The organism is Blastocatellia bacterium (assembly GCA_025054955.1).
Classification (GTDB): domain Bacteria; phylum Acidobacteriota; class Blastocatellia; order HR10; family J050; genus JANWZE01.
Genome location: JANWZE010000007.1, coordinates 1 through 16,005, shown reverse-complemented (window position 1 = coordinate 16,005; position 16,005 = coordinate 1). Strand labels below are relative to the sequence as shown.

General features: G+C 54.8%; 13 protein-coding genes. 5 read left to right on the top strand and 8 right to left on the bottom strand.

Annotated elements, in window-relative coordinates:
* Nucleotides 1-40: 40 nt before the first annotated feature.
* From NZ823_00660 to NZ823_00630, 7 genes are all read right to left on the bottom strand, one after another.
* Nucleotides 41-928: a 2-oxo acid dehydrogenase subunit E2 gene (locus NZ823_00660; protein MCS6803637.1), complete on the bottom strand. Its 888-nt coding sequence runs from the start codon at nt 926-928 to the stop codon at nt 41-43.
* A 6-nt stretch (nt 929-934) separates the two neighbouring features.
* Nucleotides 935-1,738, bottom strand: coding sequence for a methyltransferase domain-containing protein (locus tag NZ823_00655; protein MCS6803636.1), 804 nt, complete (start codon nt 1,736-1,738; stop codon nt 935-937).
* A 67-nt stretch (nt 1,739-1,805) separates the two neighbouring features.
* Nucleotides 1,806-2,780 carry an NAD-dependent epimerase/dehydratase family protein gene (locus NZ823_00650; GenBank protein MCS6803635.1) on the bottom strand — a complete coding sequence of 325 codons (975 nt, stop codon included), beginning with the start codon at nt 2,778-2,780 and terminating at the stop codon, nt 1,806-1,808.
* Nucleotides 2,777-3,757, bottom strand: a complete 981-nt coding sequence (locus NZ823_00645) for an NAD-dependent epimerase/dehydratase family protein (protein MCS6803634.1) — start codon at nt 3,755-3,757, stop codon at nt 2,777-2,779. The genes NZ823_00650 and NZ823_00645 overlap by 4 nt, the downstream gene beginning before the upstream one ends.
* Nucleotides 3,758-3,766: 9 nt before the next feature.
* Entirely contained in the window at nt 3,767-5,158 is a 1,392-nt protein-coding gene (locus tag NZ823_00640; protein ID MCS6803633.1) for a hypothetical protein, read from the bottom strand.
* 43 nt (nt 5,159-5,201) lie between these two features.
* Nucleotides 5,202-6,194 (bottom strand): ketoacyl-ACP synthase III, encoded by a 993-nt coding sequence (locus NZ823_00635; protein ID MCS6803632.1) that lies wholly within the window; start codon nt 6,192-6,194, stop codon nt 5,202-5,204.
* Nucleotides 6,195-6,569: 375 nt separating this feature from the next.
* Nucleotides 6,570-7,571, bottom strand: a complete 1,002-nt coding sequence (locus NZ823_00630; protein MCS6803631.1) for a hypothetical protein — start codon at nt 7,569-7,571, stop codon at nt 6,570-6,572.
* A gap of 375 nt (nt 7,572-7,946) precedes the next feature.
* On the opposite strand from NZ823_00630, the gene NZ823_00625 reads away from it, so the two are divergent.
* The 5 genes from NZ823_00625 to NZ823_00605 all read left to right on the top strand — a co-directional run bounded on the left by NZ823_00625 (nt 7,947) and on the right by NZ823_00605 (nt 15,480).
* Nucleotides 7,947-9,509, top strand: coding sequence for a DUF1800 domain-containing protein (locus tag NZ823_00625; GenBank protein ID MCS6803630.1), 1,563 nt, complete (start codon nt 7,947-7,949; stop codon nt 9,507-9,509).
* Nucleotides 9,510-9,519: 10 nt separating this feature from the next.
* A complete protein-coding gene (locus NZ823_00620; protein MCS6803629.1) occupies nt 9,520-10,851 on the top strand; it encodes a DUF1501 domain-containing protein in 1,332 nt (443 codons plus the stop codon).
* Nucleotides 10,852-11,089: 238 nt separating this feature from the next.
* The gene (locus tag NZ823_00615; GenBank protein MCS6803628.1) at nt 11,090-12,787 is read left to right on the top strand and encodes a DUF1800 domain-containing protein; all 1,698 of its coding nucleotides are present in this window, start codon (nt 11,090-11,092) and stop codon (nt 12,785-12,787) included.
* Between the two features lie 11 nt (nt 12,788-12,798).
* Entirely contained in the window at nt 12,799-14,136 is a 1,338-nt protein-coding gene (locus tag NZ823_00610) for a DUF1501 domain-containing protein (protein ID MCS6803627.1), read from the top strand.
* Nucleotides 14,137-14,229: 93 nt separating this feature from the next.
* On the top strand, nt 14,230-15,480 hold the full coding sequence (locus NZ823_00605; GenBank protein MCS6803626.1) for a hypothetical protein: 1,251 nt from the start codon (nt 14,230-14,232) through the stop codon (nt 15,478-15,480).
* A 241-nt stretch (nt 15,481-15,721) separates the two neighbouring features.
* Here NZ823_00605 and NZ823_00600 read toward each other — a convergent pair.
* Nucleotides 15,722-16,005 (bottom strand): hypothetical protein (locus NZ823_00600; GenBank protein MCS6803625.1); only part of this gene is annotated, 284 nt, incomplete at its 5' end.

Below are 16,005 nucleotides of genomic sequence, written 5' to 3'. Positions count from 1 at the left end.
CCAGCCGTGCGAACGAAGCAGAGGCGCTTTCGGCCCTGCCTCAGGAGGTTGACGACGAATGTTCCATGTCGTGTTCTAGCCCCACTGCCGTTTCATCTTCGGTCTGAGCGCATCGCGCTGTGGTCGCGGCCTGCTGGTTCACCGCTCGCTCAGCAACGTCCAACGCTTCCGGCGATTCAAGCCACTGGCGGAAGCGACGAAACGCGCGCAGCGCCTTCTTCGCGTTCAACACGCGCGTGTCTACCTGAAATGCCAGATAGGCGGTCGGACGAATCTCGATCTTATCACCGACGACCACAGGCCGGCGCGTCACACCGCCCACACTCAACAACATGGTTGTGCCCATGTGAGTGGGCAGATGAAAGGCGAGGTCTTTGAATCCCAGACTTGTGATTTGCGCCGTGCCAATCAGTCGGCGGCGCACCCAATACCGTCGCGCCACAAATCGGATCAATGGCCGACGCAGACATCCAACTGGAATCAGCCGGCCCAGACGATTCAACCTTTCCAGATTTTGCTTCTCTAATTGAACAGCCTCGGCGGCTTTGGCCTTCAGTTCCTCGCTAATCTCTCGAAGCGATTTCCTATTGGCTTCGCGGATCACCACGACCGGCGTGACGCCTTCTTCGGCTGCCGCTGACACGCCAATATCAATCGTGGACGGCTTGATGATTTTGTAGCCATCCACCATGTAATTCATCCAGGGATTTTCTTCAATCATCAACGCCAATGCCTTGATCAAAAGATGAACAGTCGTCAACGAAATGCCGTGGGCCTCCTTATACCGTCGTCGGAACGCTTCGGCTGCCGACAGGTCAACCATGACCACAGCGTGGCTATCGGGTCGGCGCGCGGCCTCCAACACGTCCATCAACACCCGTTGGCTATACTCAGCGCGGATGATTTGGTCACCTTTTTCTCTCATCATGAGATGTTAACCGAGCGGCGTGCGAAACTCGATCAGATAGCCGTACCCTTTCCAAATCTCATCGAGCCGGATGTCTTGCATTGTCTTGGGCACATAGTCAATCGGCGGCACAACCTCTTTTCGTTTGCCAATCATCAGTTGGAGAGCAAATTTATCGAGCACCCTTAGCGCTCTTTCGTTTTCGTCCACAATGACCACCTTGGTGCCCGGTTTGGCCACGCGAATCATCTCAGCAATGGCTCGCTGCTGATCAGTGAAAAAATTGATCGCGCCAAGATGGTAGACGCAATCGAATGAATGATCGCGAAACGGCAAGTGCTCCGCTTCGGCCAGGAAAAGCTCTGCCGCCAGATGCCACTTCCTGAGGTTTCGCACGCAGTGCTCCAACATGCTGTGAGAAATATCAATCCCGAAAATCTCGGCGTTGCCCACCCGCTTGATCAGATAGGGTAAGTTATCGCCCGTGCCAAGGCCAATCTCCAACACCCGCCCGCCAGGACGAAGATCGAGCCGGTCGAGACATTCAGCCCGCGCGCGGTCCTCGCCGCCACACAGCGCAAACATGAGCCGTGTGGCAGGCGTGCAGATATAGGAAAACAGGTTGTTCAGTTTTTCATGCTTCTTGTTGGACCCGACCAATTCGTCCGGTTTGATGAACCGCGCGATGCCGTCTTTAATGGCAAAGTTTTTCCCACATTTGGCGCACGCAAGCTGCCCACTGTGGACCGGGTCGTGAGCCGCCGACGCACCGAGCGACAACGAGCCGCCACAAGCTGGGCAACATAACAATTGCAATGAACTCACTTTCATCGTCTTCGTTCCTCACGCAAGAAGCCGCTGCTTGGTAACGGAACGCCGAGTTGCAATGAACTCGCTTTCATCGTCTTCGTTCCTCAAACCATTGCAGCGTCTCCCGAATGCCGTCGTCCAGCGAAATCTGAGGCTCAAATCCCAGCTCTCGCCGAGCCTTCTGGCCACTGCAAACCCAGTAGCGTTGACTGAGCTCTCTGACCTTATCATCAATCAAATGGACCGGCTGGCCTCTGAACCGGCGGTATGACTTTATCACACCGGCTGCCACTTTGACACCAACCCAGGGAACCGGCAGCACAATCCCTCTAGTGCGACTCAGATGAAAGGCTCGTTGACCAATCTCTCGCCACGTATAGGCCTGCTCACTGGTGATGAAATAAATCTGTCCACACGCTTGCTCATGCTGAGCAGCCAACAGAATGCCACGAACTGCGTCGCGAACATGAATTAAATTCAGATACTGTTCACGCCGGATCAGCGGCAACAGGCGCCATCGCACCATCGTATAAAGCATCGCCGTCTCCAGATTGCGTGGCCCATAGACCAGCGTGGGCCGCACAATGGTGATGGGAACCTGCTGAGCCTGACTGAGCAAGTAAGTTTCGGCAGCGCGTTTACTCCGCCCATAGGCCGTCACCGGATGGCAGGCTTCTTCTTCCGTCAGGGGATGGCCGTCCCAACTTGGACCTGCCGCCGCCTGACTGCTCACATAAACAAACCGTTTCAACCGAGCACTGGCTTGCCGCGCGGCCTCCAAGACGTTGCGCGTCCCTTGAAAATTCACCCGGAAATAGGTCTGTTCGTCCCAAACTGTTTTGATCCCGGCCAGATGATAGACGTAATCAACATCCTTCACCGCATCGCCGAGCGTCTCCCGAGAGCACACATCGCCGTAGACAATTTCCACCGGCAATCCATGCAGCGCATCCACCGGTTCACCACGTAACACGAAGCATCGAACGCGATAGCCTTGGCCGACCAACGCCTCAACCAGAAAACTGCCGATGAAGCCATTTGCGCCGGTCACAACGATGTTCATCCATGCTCCAACTGCCACCGGATGGCCGGGCCGAATGACTGAGCCATGTCGTAGCGCGGTTCGAAATTTAAGTCGGTTTTGATCTTGGTTGTATCGAATGTCAGATCGCGGGTCAACTGCTGAATCCCTTTCCGCGCGCGAAGGGGATGATCATTGGGGCGGGTCAGCGTCAACACAGCGTCAAGCAACAGCGCGCCAGCATACGCTGCGGCGTAAGGAATCGGAATCAGCTTAGCCCGGCTGCCAACAGCATCAATGAAAAACTCCAGTACCTGGCGAATCGGCGCTGTGAACCCTTGTACATTGTAGGCATGCCCTACGGCACGCTCCGATTGACTGGCCAGGATCATAGCGCGGGTCAAGTCTTTGACGTAGACGAATGAGACATGCGACCGGCCATCGCCAATCAGCGGCACAACTCTTCGACGCGCCAGTTGCACCAGTCGCTTAGTGATGGTTCGGTCTCGCTCACCAACGATGGCAGTAGGCCGCAGCACAACAACGTTCAGACCGGACTGATGGTATTGCCAGAGTTTCTCTTCAGCGGCGAGTTTGGCAGCGGCATAGGGTCGCAGTGGATTTTTGGGGTGCTCTTCAGTTGCCGGCGACGTTTGCAATAAACCATAAACGCCAATCGTTGAAACATGGACGAATCGCTGAACGCCGGCGCGCTGCGCCTCTTGCAGGAGATTGACTGTGCCCTGATAGTTGACCTGCCAAAACAGCTCACGACGCTTCTCATCAACGGCAGCAGCACAATGAAAGACGGTCTGGATACCGCTGAGCGCGGCCTTCAGCGAGTCAGGGTCTGTCACGTCGCCGTAACAAAGTTCAACGCCCTGGGCGCGTAAAAACGCCGTATCCCGCTGTGGCCGAACGAGCGCGCGAAGTGAGTGGGCAGGAATGCCGCCGGTGATGAGGTCTTCGATTAGATGGCTGCCGACCAGCCCCGTCCCACCAGTGATCAATATCGCCATAGCAAAAACCTAACTCCGCTGCTGGCGATCCAGCACAAAGCGTTCGATACAATCAGCCGCCACTTCTACTGGATTGTACTGGAGGACATCCTGACGCAGCCGCTCCATATTGCCGCGGTACCAAGGCAAATTGTTCAATATCGTCTCGACAGAGGAGCGAATCAGCGACGGCGTTCTCGTCACTTGATTCATCGTCCAGAAGAGTCCCGCGCCGTGCTCCTCCAAGACTTGGCCAACAAATTCCTGTTCTAAGTGCGTGGCAATGACAATAGCCGGCTTTCCTGCCACCATCGCTTGATAGCCCGTGCCAGCCCCACCGTGAAAAATAACCAGGTCGGCCAACTCCATCACTTGATCACCGGGAACAAATTTGGCGACACGGAAATTACTCGGTAACGAGTGGTTGCTCACCTGAAACTGTCCACCGGTGCTCATAATCACGGTGTACGGCGCTCCCCCCAACGTGGCGATCAGATGCCGGAACAAGTCTGGATGCCCAGTGCTGCCCATTGTCACATATAACACCGGCTTGGTTCGGTCAACCGAATGAATCCATGCAGGCAGCGGTATCTGTGGCGTCCAATTGATCGGGCCAACGCGACGAAAATTCTCAGGCAATGGCTTGGTCGGGCCAAGCAGCTCTGTATCCAAAATGAGGTTATACTCGCCAATTAGCAAATCCCAGAGGTCTTTCTTCGGCTCGACACCATAACGCTTGCTGAGATGATAAAACGGGCGCATCTTATACCGCAGCGCCCAACGCTGGAGATTTGGCACCAACGCATCTGTGCCTCTTTCTCCTATGATCCATCGAAGAAAGGGATAGGATGGATGTGTACGGGGCGCTTTGAAGGGCTTGGAGGCATACTGATACAAGTAACGCCCACCAACCAACGAAACCACCGGTATGCCACATCGTCGCGCTGAGATATAGGTGGTCAGACGGAAATCGTTGACCACGACGTTCGGTCGCAACTGGTCAAGCATCTGTAATTCAGCCTGAATATGTTGGTTGAGCTCGCGTTCAGAGGGCAGCTTACGAACCTTGCGTAACACTTCTAACCCGGCCTCAACATCGTAATCGGGGAGACCATAGGTAGCGAATTCATTCGGCGCCATCACGGCTGGGTCCTGAAGGAATTTGGGCGTGCCGGCGAGCGTGACTCTGTAACCCCGGCGTTTCAGCTCCCTGGCCAACACAACACAGCGCCCCACGTGAGCCAAGACGTTTGAAGCGGGCGTAAACAGGATATGGGCAGATGGCGACGACAGAGCGCCGGCGACTCTCGATGCCGACGACGCAAAGTGAGGGGAGAATGATTGCTCCTGCCCCATAAAGAAACAACGCCACGAATTGAACACCAGAAACCGACGCGCCTGAGCCTCGTCTCTAGTTCTCAATTCCTGGCGCCTGAACTGACCAACCGCCGGGTTTGCCAGAATCTCAATACCGAAACAGCAGAATGCCGGCGCTGAACCCAGCTCCAAAAGTCACCATCAAAATTGTATCGCCACGTTTGATGCGTCCGTTGCGCACATTCTCGTCGAGAGAGATTGGCAGTTCCGCCGAAATGGTGTTGCCGTATAATTCGTAATCTTCAATCACCTTGCTGCGCGGCACACCAACAGCTTTCAACGCTTCTTCAAACAGCGGCTTGCTTGGTTGGTGAATGAAGGCCACATCAATCTCATCTTTGGTTACACCTGCCGTTTGCAGAACCTCATCCACGCAGCGTGAGAGGTTATTCCTCAACGCTTCGTTGATGACTTCGCGCCGTCCCATGTAGAAGCTACCCTTGTACTCCATCGGGATGCGCGGCGAATGAACCGACGTCAGATTTGGCATCGTGATGACATCAAAGTATTGTCCATCGGTCCACAAGCCCCCAGCCAAGAATTGACTCGGGCCGGGATTGTCTGTGGCTTCTAGCAATACGCCGCCAGCGCCATCACCAAAAATGGCTCGATGCATTGGATTACGAAAGACCGTTCCTTTGGACACAATCGTCCCAGCCAGCACCAGGATACGCTTCTCGCCTGTGGCCAAACATCGGAGCGCATAGTCAACGCCAGCAACCCAACCTACACAGGACATGCCTACGTCTGTGGCTGCGCACCGAGCCCGCAGCTTATACTGAACCACACTGGCCGTGCAGGGCTCGACAAAATCGCCCGGCGTTGTGCTGACGATAATTCGATCTATTTCCAGCGGTGAAATCTCAGCCGTCTCTAGTACCCGGGTGGCTGCTGCTGTGATAATATCCGAGCACGCTTCGTGCTCTTCTACACCTCGCCGCTCAACAGCGCCAAGCAGCCTACGAATCGAGCTATCCGAACCTTCAAGTCCAAGAATCTCTGAATTGGTGATGACACGACTGGGTAAATGTGAACCGGTGGCAACTATCCGCGCGCGAATATTTGCATACGAATATGGCATCTATGCCTCCCGCATAGTTGTGTATTGTAGGTCACGCTTAAAGCCGGGCAATGGGCACCCGCCGATAGACACGTCTGGGCGCACAAGACTTAACATAATTCTATTACGGCCAACCACTCAACGAATACATTGTTAGAGGGCAGCGACCCGTACCTACAACCCTCATGCAAAAGTGAAGCGACAGTGTACATATTATCGCTATGAGTGTCAAGAAGAAATTATGGTTGGCGCACCGCCTTGGATGATCCAAAAACTACGAAAAACAAACGATATAACCCTACCACCACAGCACCAAATTCCAACCATCGGCGCTTCCCACCGCCACTGCCCACAGCGATACGTTTATGGTCCGACTGCCGCGCTCAATTGATTGTTTCATCGTGATGGCGGCTCTGTTGGTTGAGGCGGCAGCGCCAACCAACAACTGAACGAGACCTCTTTTTTATCGGCCGTAATAATCCGAGTCAACTTGCACAGGGAATATCGGTTGGCTTTGAGCTCCAGCAAGAGCTTCCCTTGCTGACCAGGCCCAATCACATTTGGTTCAATTGGCTCCAAGCGCGTTTCCACCAAATCAACGCCGATGGGCACAAGCGCAAACTCAGCGAATAGATTGCTCAGGGTATAAGTTGACGCATTTCGCACGCGCATGTTGATGACGAGAGATGGAGGATGCCAAGTTATCTCCTGCACCACGTCGAGCGTTGCCGTCGGATGAGGTAGCTCGGCCTGGCCTGATGGGATTCCGAGAACGCGCGGCGAAGGTGTCGGCTGACTGGCCGGCGGCAGCACGGCTGCGTCCGGCTGCTGTGGTGGTGTAACCTCTGAAGCCGTTGGCCTGGCCGCATCCGCAGAGAGAGGCCGCTGGCCCATGTCTGAATCCATTCTTTCGGCAGCAGGATACTCTGGCTCAGCGGCAGTGGGTGGGGTTAATGATGAGGACGCCCCGGCTGACTCGGTTGCCGGCGCTGGTGGGCGCGCCTCTGGCGATGGCTCCTTAAACAACGATGGAGACAGAACCGGCGTGCGTTCCTCTATGAGCGGCGCTGATGGGATTGAGTCAGGTTGTTGGAGCAAAGGGGATGGTTCTTTCAATGTAACAGTCGCGGCTGCCGGCAGCTCTGTCGAAGGTGACACAGGGGAGCGAGCAGCCGTATCAACTCCAGGGCTTGACGCCGGCGCCTCAGGCTTTAGCAGGGAGTATTCCCCCGTGTACCATTCATCCTCTGCTTGGATACTCCTGCGGAGGCGACGAAATAGCCACACGATGAGGCCAAGCACAAGCATGGCCAGCAGGATTAAGACCAACCTCCAAAGCAGAGGCAACTCACCACCGCCAATGGAGATTTCTGTTTGTTGTTGTACCACGATGAACATCGCTTATTATGGTAACAAACTCACATCATTTCGTCATGACAACACAAACTTTTTAGCAGTATCGCGAGGGTGTTTGATCTGGCCGTCACGACAATACAAATTTTTAGCAGTCTCGTTGGTGGCGGTGATCCCATCGTCGAGACAACATGAGCGGGAGTACACGATCGGGCTGTTTCGGTTGAGCGCCAATAGCCTCGCCGGCTAAATAAGAAATTGATTGACGAAGCCAGAGCAATCCCGTAGAATACCGCTCGTCACTGCACCCAGGTCATGAAGAGCCCGGTTTATAAGAGTGCCTGCGGTGGCGCTTCTTCATCTGTCTTTGAGTTAACTAACTTGCCGGATTTGGCTGCTTGAACCTAAGGAGGACTGCGTATGCCACTGGACACCAAAGATAAAGTCGCTCATCTGCTGCGCCGCGCCGGTTTCGCCGCCCGGCCTGAAGAAATCGAGCAGGGTGTTGCCAAAGGTTTGCCTGCTCTTGTTGACGATCTGGTCAACTTTGAAAAGTTCCCTGACAACCTGGGACCATTGCCCAATGCCCCGGCTCAAAATGGCATCCCGCCCAATACGTCATACCTTGATCTGACCACTCAGCAGTATTTTTCTGTATACGGCTCATTGCTAAACGACATGCAACGGTTGTGGCTTAACGCCATGATCACCACGACGCGCCCGTTACAAGAAAAGATGGTTCTGTTCTGGCATGGACTGTTTGCCACCTCCGGGGCTGACTTAGACCTGCGGCACATGTATCTGCAAAACGAACATTTTCGCGGCAACTTCGATCCCAATACAGGTCGGCTCGGTCGGCTCGCAGCCACTCATCCGTTTCCCGTCGGCAATTTTCGCAATATCCTTGAGAACCTGAGTAAGGATATTGCCATGCTGTTTTACCTGGACAATTTCCTTAATGTCAAACTCAATGCCGACGTTGGGAGCAACGAAAATTATGCGCGCGAACTTCTGGAGCTATTCTCCTTAGGTGTGAATGACCCGATCACCGGCGAACCTAACTACACTGAAGTGGACGTTCGTCAGGCATCCCGCGCGCTGACCGGCTGGACGGTGCTGTTCGAGCGCGATGATCGGCTGATTCGACAATTCTTCTTCAATAGCAGCGCGCATGATTTCGGGCCGTATCGCGTGCTGAACCGTTCGTTCAGTGGCGATGGTCGCCAACTCTTTGACATCATCGTGAACCACCGAAATCCGGGCCAGCAACAGAGCGCCTGCGGCCGATTTCTCGGATATCGGTTGTTCAAGTTCTTTGGCTATGATGACCCGGAACCGGAGGTCATCAATGATCTAGCTGACACGTTCGATGGCGTGCATGGCGGAGACAGATATAACATTCGCGCCATGCTCCGGCGAATCTTCACGCCGGGCAATCCAACATCGGAGGCGTTCTATTCGGACAAGGCCTTCAAGGCGCATATCAAAAGCCCCACTGAATATATCGTTAGCACATTCCGCTTGCTTCGACCGACAGGATTGGCCAACTCGCAACTGGTCACGCAGGTTGTGCTCGGTCTGCGAACATTCAGTGGGATGATTCAGATGGGACAATATCTGTTCTTCCCGCCTAATGTCGCAGGATGGAAAGAAGGGCTGGATTGGATCAACACGTCATTTAATCTGGCTCGGTGCAACTTTGCCAACACAATGGCGACGCTGGTGCAGCCAGCCCAGGGTGGCATTGATGTGCATAGCCTTTTGCAGGCCAACGGACTGTTGACGAATGGTCAACTAGCCCCCGCTGAACGAGTCGTTGACTTCTTCACTACGCTGCTGCTGCAAGCGCCGGTGTCTGCTCAAACCCGACAGACGTTGATCAACTACATGAATGCCCCGGGCGGGTCAACCGACATGATTAACATGAAGGTTCGCGGATTACTTCATTTGATCATGACCATGCCGGAATTCCAACTGAGTTAGGGAGGCCACCATGAACAAGACGACACGACGCGAATTCATCAAAAAGAGTGGATTTACCATGTTGACGGTGGGGCTGAGCCAGCAAGCATTCTTCCGCTCCATGAACATGGCGGCCAGCGGGGCGCTGACGCAAGCGGCTGCGCTTAGCGCCAATGACCGCATCTTCGTTGTGGTGCAACTGGAAGGCGGCAATGATGGTTTGAATACGGTGGTCCCGCGCGGTGGCTCATTGCGCAGCCTTTACGAACAATATCGCAAACCGACATTGAGGATTCCTGTAGCTGATCTGCTGCCGATTAACAATGACGCGGCCAATAATCAACTAGGGTTCCATCCACAATGGACGCACATCAAGAGCCTGTATGACCAGCGCAAAGTCGGGGTCATCCAATCGGTCGGTTACCCCAATCCGAATTACTCGCACTTTCGTTCGATGGACATTTGGCATACGGCGAATCCTGTTGGTTATGACACAACGGGGTGGCTTGGTGACACGTTGGACCTGGCCGAGCCGTCCAACACCAATCCACTGATTGCGGCGGCCATTGGTGGCAGCCTGCCGTTGAGTTTTGTGGCTCGTGAAACGACCGTTCCGGCTATCGGAAACATTGCTACCTACCGGTTCCAGACAGATACCCGGTATCCGGCTGACGCTCAGAATCGAATCAATGCCTTCATCGCATTGAATCAGGAAGGCGCGCCGTTGCGCGTGCTGGTGGAGCAGATTCGCCGCACGAACCTGGACGCCTTTGCCAGTCAGGAAACGCTCCAAGCGGGACGCGCGCGCTACGACGACGGCACATATCCACAGCCGCCGCCCACGTACAATCAAGCCAATCCACTGGCCCGCGCCATGCAGCAAGCTGCTCAGATCATTGCTGGCAATCTAGGGACGAAAATCTTACATGTGATGCTGGGCGGATTCGATACGCACGAAGGTCAGGCCACCGCCAACAAGCCACTGGAAGGCTTCCACGCACTGTTGCTCGGCTGGGTCTCAGAGGCCATTCATACGTTTTTGCAAGACATGAAACGGATGGGCAAAGATGACAAAGTGTTGTTGATGACCTGGTCGGAATTTGGTCGCAAAGCTCCAGAAAATGGCAACTATGGCACGGATCATGGCGCCGCAGCGCCGTTGTTTGTGATCGGCAACAGCGTTAAGGGAGGTGTGTTTGGCGAGCATCCAAGCTTGCGAAAGAGCGATTTGTATCCTGATACCGACGCGATGAAACACACGATTGACTTCCGCCAGGTTTACGCGACGATCCTGGAAAAATGGCTCGCTGTGGATTCAGCCGAGGTGCTCGGCCGGCGCTTTGAATTGATTCCGTTTCTGTAGACATGGAGGCTCATAACCGGACCACGCGAGCGCATGGTATTTCTCGGTGCTAATTGAGGTCGGTGGCAGGTAGCTGGACCGATATGTTGATCATTCAACGAGCGTGTGGCCCTTCAGTGTTAGTTGGGCTCGGTCGCAGGGCTAGCGATCTGAAATTTTTTTCCGACTTTTGTGGCCATGCGCGTCTCTCAACCAACGAGCTGGATGACCAGCTTCAGTAACCAAGGGAGGTTATACAATGCCATTAGATGAACGCGATAAGGTAGCTCATTTATTGCGGCGCGCTGGCTTTGCCGCCCGCCCGGAAGAAATCGAAGCCGGTGTGGCTCGTGGGTTGGAGGCCACTGCTCATTCGCTGCTCAACTTTGAAACAACTCCTGACAATCTGGACCCTGAGCCTCCTGGACTGAATCAGAATTACCAACAAAACAATCAGGCCGGTCCACCACGCGGCTTTGAAAATTTCGCTCTGGGCTGGTGGATGAATGCCATGATCAAAACGACGCGCCCGTTGCAAGAGAAGATGGTGCTTTTCTGGCACCACTTGTTTGCGACCTCAACATTGGGCGTGATAGATCCACGGCAGATGTATCTCCAAAACCAACTGTTCCGTGGTTACTTCAACCCGCTTCTGCCTTCACAGCGGCGGACTCCCGAAGATACGACCAGTCCGTTCCCGGTCGGCAACTTCCGCAATATCCTCATGTGGTTGTCACGCGACCCGGCCATGGGATATTGGCTGGACAATTATCAAAATCGTCGCAAAGACAATGAGGTTGGCACGAACGAAAATTACGCACGTGAGCTGTTGGAGCTATTCTCCATGGGCGTGGAAGACGTGGTCGCCCATGTGCCCAATTACACGGAAACCGACGTGCGGCAGCTTTCACGTGTGCTGACCGGATGGTCCGTGCTGCCGGTTGATGTCCGAAATAATTACCCGCCTGTTGAAGGGCAGCCCAACAATTTCCCCCGTTGGTTTGCCTTCCAGCCGACCTACGGACGCCTACAGATCACCCATGATTTTGGGCCTTACACAGTTCTGGGCGTGACATTCAGCAGCACCGGCGCAGACACGCAAGGCCGACGCATGTTTGACATCATTGTCAATCACAAGAATCCAGGCCAACAGCAAAGCGCTTGTGGCCGATTCCTCGGTTACCGCCTCTTCCAATTCTTCGGATATGATGATCCAGAGCCAGAAGTGATCAATGCGCTGGCCGATGTGTTCGATAAAGGAACGCCACAGTTCACCATCAAGAACATGTTGCGAGCGATATTCATCCCTGGCTCAGGCATCGCTTCCGAAGCGTTCTACTCAGAGAAAGCATTTCGCGCGCACATCAAGAGTCCGACCGAATACATCATCGGCACCTATCGGCTGTTGAAACCGACTGGATACACACTCAACTATGAGTTGGTCACCAGCAATGACGGTTTGACGCGGCTCAATAGCCCGGTGTCGCTCAACTTGACGCTGACCTTTGCCAATCAGATGGGTCAGTTGCTCTGGCGACCGTTTGACGTTAGCGGCTGGAAAGAAGGCCTCAACTGGATCAATACGACCTTTGATCTGGCCCGATTCAACTGGGCCAAAGGATTCGTGTCTGAATTCTCCGTCTTTCAACAGAGCCGGAACGAACCACCGGTTGAACAAAGAGTGCCTGGCGAGCTAACCACCGAGGCAGTGCGGACGCTACTGGTGGCCAACAACGCGCAAACTCCTGAACGGGTCGTTGATTTCCTGGCAAGGTTGCTCTACCAGGTTCCTCTTTCCAACGCGGCTCGGACAGCGCTGATCAATTACTTGCGGGCCGGCACAGATGGAACGCCCGGCACATTTCCGTTCAACATCAACAATAATGTCACCATTGACAACAAAGTCCGCGGCCTGCTCCATCTGATGATGACTTCGCCGGAGTACCAGTTCAGTTAAGGGAGGATGCTATGAGTGAGACAAAAACGACACGACGCGAATTTATCAAAAAGAGTGGTTTCACGTTGTTGACGGTAGGCCTGACCGAGCGGGCATTCTTCCGCAACTTGAATCTGGCCGCCAACAGCGCGCTGACCAAAGCGGCGGCCCTCAGCGCCAACGATCGCATGCTGGTGGTGATTCAACTGGCCGGCGGCAACGACAGCATCAACACCGTGATTCCGATCGGTGGCGCCTTGGAGGCGGCCTATCGGCAGGCCCGCTCAACGCTGGCCGTGCCGGCGGCGCAAATCCTCCCGATTGGCCAAGACGCAGCGGGCAATCAACTGGGCTTTCATCCAAACCTGCCCAAGCTGCAGGCGCTCATCCAACAGAGAAAGGCGGCTGTCATCAATGCAGTCGGCTATCCGAATCAAAACCGATCGCATTTCCGCTCAATGGACATCTGGCATACGGCCGCGCCCGACCGCATTGAAACAACTGGCTGGCTCGGCGGTTACCTCGATGTCGCATATCCATCCAGTGCCAATCCGCTCATCGCGGTCTATATGGGCGGGACATTGCCGCTGGGATTAAAGGCCGAAACCACGCCGGTGCCGGCTATCAGCAGCTTGGAGTCCTACCAATTGCAGTTTGACACGCGGTTTGCCAGCTCCAATCCGGCCACGCCGCAACTGAACGGCGAATATAACAACCGTGTGCAAACCTATCTGGCACTCAACCGCGAATTGGCCCCAGAACGCACCTATTGGGATATTCTTGGCCGTAGCGCCCTGGATGCCTACAACAGCGCCGTCCGCGTCCAAACGGGGATCAAGAAGTACACGGCTGATCCAAACATCGTTTATCCGGCTAACAACCCGTTGGCGCGCGGTCTGGCTCAGGTGGCTCAGATCATCGCCGCTGAACTGGATACCAAAATCCTATACGTCACACTCGGCGGCTTCGACACGCACCAGAATCAGGCGCCAGCGCAGGGTGGACATCCACTGCTGTTGCAATATCTGAATGACGCCGTGGACGTGTTCTATCGTGATCTGCAACGACTGGGCAAAGATGACAAGGTGCTGATCATGACCTGGTCGGAATTCGGGCGGAAGGTTCCGCAAAACGGCAATGCGGGAACTGATCACGGCGCTTCTGCCGCGCAGTTCGTCTTTGGCACACCGGTCAAAGGCGGTATCATCGGAGAATATCCCAGCCTGACCGACTTGAACCCAGGCAACACGTATGACACCAAGTTCTCCATTGACTTCCGGCAGATCTACGCCACGATCCTGGAAAACTGGCTAGAAACTGACTCCCGCGAAGTGCTCGGCGGCAGGTTTGAAAAACTGCCATTTGTGTAATCTCCCCGTCTGTCGTCTGTGGTTGGTCATCGTGGTGGTTGTTGCCAGCAACGCACAACTATAGACCAACCACCGACGACTGACATTAAACGCATGAAACAGACCGGACGCATCAATCACCTCAGCAAATTGATCGCGTGTATCTGCTTTTTCGGCGTCGTTGGCCTGACCTATGCTTATTCCACCGGGCCGTTGCCGGGCTTCACCGATGCGCCCGGTGAAGGCAACTGCACTGAATGTCATGATTCATTTGGTGAACAAACGAACACGGGTCCTGGTTCGCTCTCGCTCACCCATCCATCGCGTTATGAGGTCGGGCAGCGCATTCCGATCATTGTTGAACTGACCCAAGCTGGCGCGCGCCGGTGGGGCTTTCAACTGACGGCGCTGACGACCGGTAATAATCCACAACCGGCCGGTCAGTTTGTCATAACAGACCCAGAGCATACGCAATTGCTTCAGGGCGACAACGGGCGCTGGTATGTCCAACACACTGCCGCCGGCTCATTCGCCGGTCGAACAAGCGCCCGCTGGATGCTTGAATGGATTGCCCCTGAGACTGATGTCGGCACGGTCGCGTTTTATGTTTCGGGAAACGCAGCCAATAATGACGGCAGCCGGCTCGGTGACCGAATTTACACAACGCTTTCATCCATTTCGCCGCCATCATATCCGGCAGCAACTGTGCTAGAGCCGGCCAACCATCAGGTGGTGACACCGGGCCAGACGCTGACGCTTCGGTGGGACGCCACAGCCAATGCGCAATCGTTTGACATTTTGTTCTTCCCCTTTGCAGGTGGATTGCCGGAAACAATCGTCTTTGGCTTGCCCGCCGACACGCGCAGCTATGAATGGACTGTGCCGCCGTTGGTGTCAGACGCCGCTCGTATCGCCGTGCTGGCTTTCAATGATGTCGGCTTCGGGCTGAGCGAAACGTCGGTTTTGATCGTGAATAGATCGCCTCAAGTCCAGGTGACTGAGCCTAACACGCCGCGCACTGTCAGAGCCGGCGACACCTTGCGGATTACATGGAATGTGGCCAGTGAGCTGAGAGTCACACGTCAACAAGTTCGCCTGTCGCTGGATGGCGGAAAAACCTATCCGCAGGTACTGACCACCGCGCGATTTTCCACAACGGCGCGCAGCTTTAACTGGACTGTTCCCGCGACGGTGCAAACGCACATGGCGCGCGTGCTGGTTCTGGTGCAGACGGATAATAATCTGCTGGCCGATGAAAATGACGCTGACATTGTCATTAACAATCCAACGGCGATGAGCGCTTTTGAACTGCTACCAGATTTTCAACCGAAATTCTATTGGACACGACTCTCCCCAGCTCATTAACGCTCCTCAGAAAAAGTGGCACAGGCATTCTTGCCTGTGGCGTTTTTCATCGTTTCTGGGCGTCGTCCCGCACGACATGAACAACTCCTCAGAAAAAGTGGCACAGGCGGGAACGCCCGTGCTCCATTTTCATCCTTCGGAGCGAGCGTGAGCCCATGAGCGATTCCTGACGAATTGCATCGCGCATCGTCCAGGGTGCGCTTCATAAGCCCCATGGGCGCGGTCCTGTTCGTTATCAATTTCACAGCGACGGACGTGTTAAGTGGACGATGATTTGCCGAACTACTGCCTCAGTGAACCAAGCCAGCGCGCGCCGATCCTGATGGAACGCGGCCACTGCCGCTGATCGGCCGGCAGGCAAGCGACCCGCTGATCCGCGTTCATTTGCCGTATGCCCGCTCTCTTCAGGTGAGGTTGTAAGCTGAATGCTTGCAGGTAACACTGCACAGCGATGCCTCACAAAATTCTTGCTTCTGCCGAAGAATCCCAGTAAGATAAAGCGCGGTTGATGGCGCTCAAGGCTCA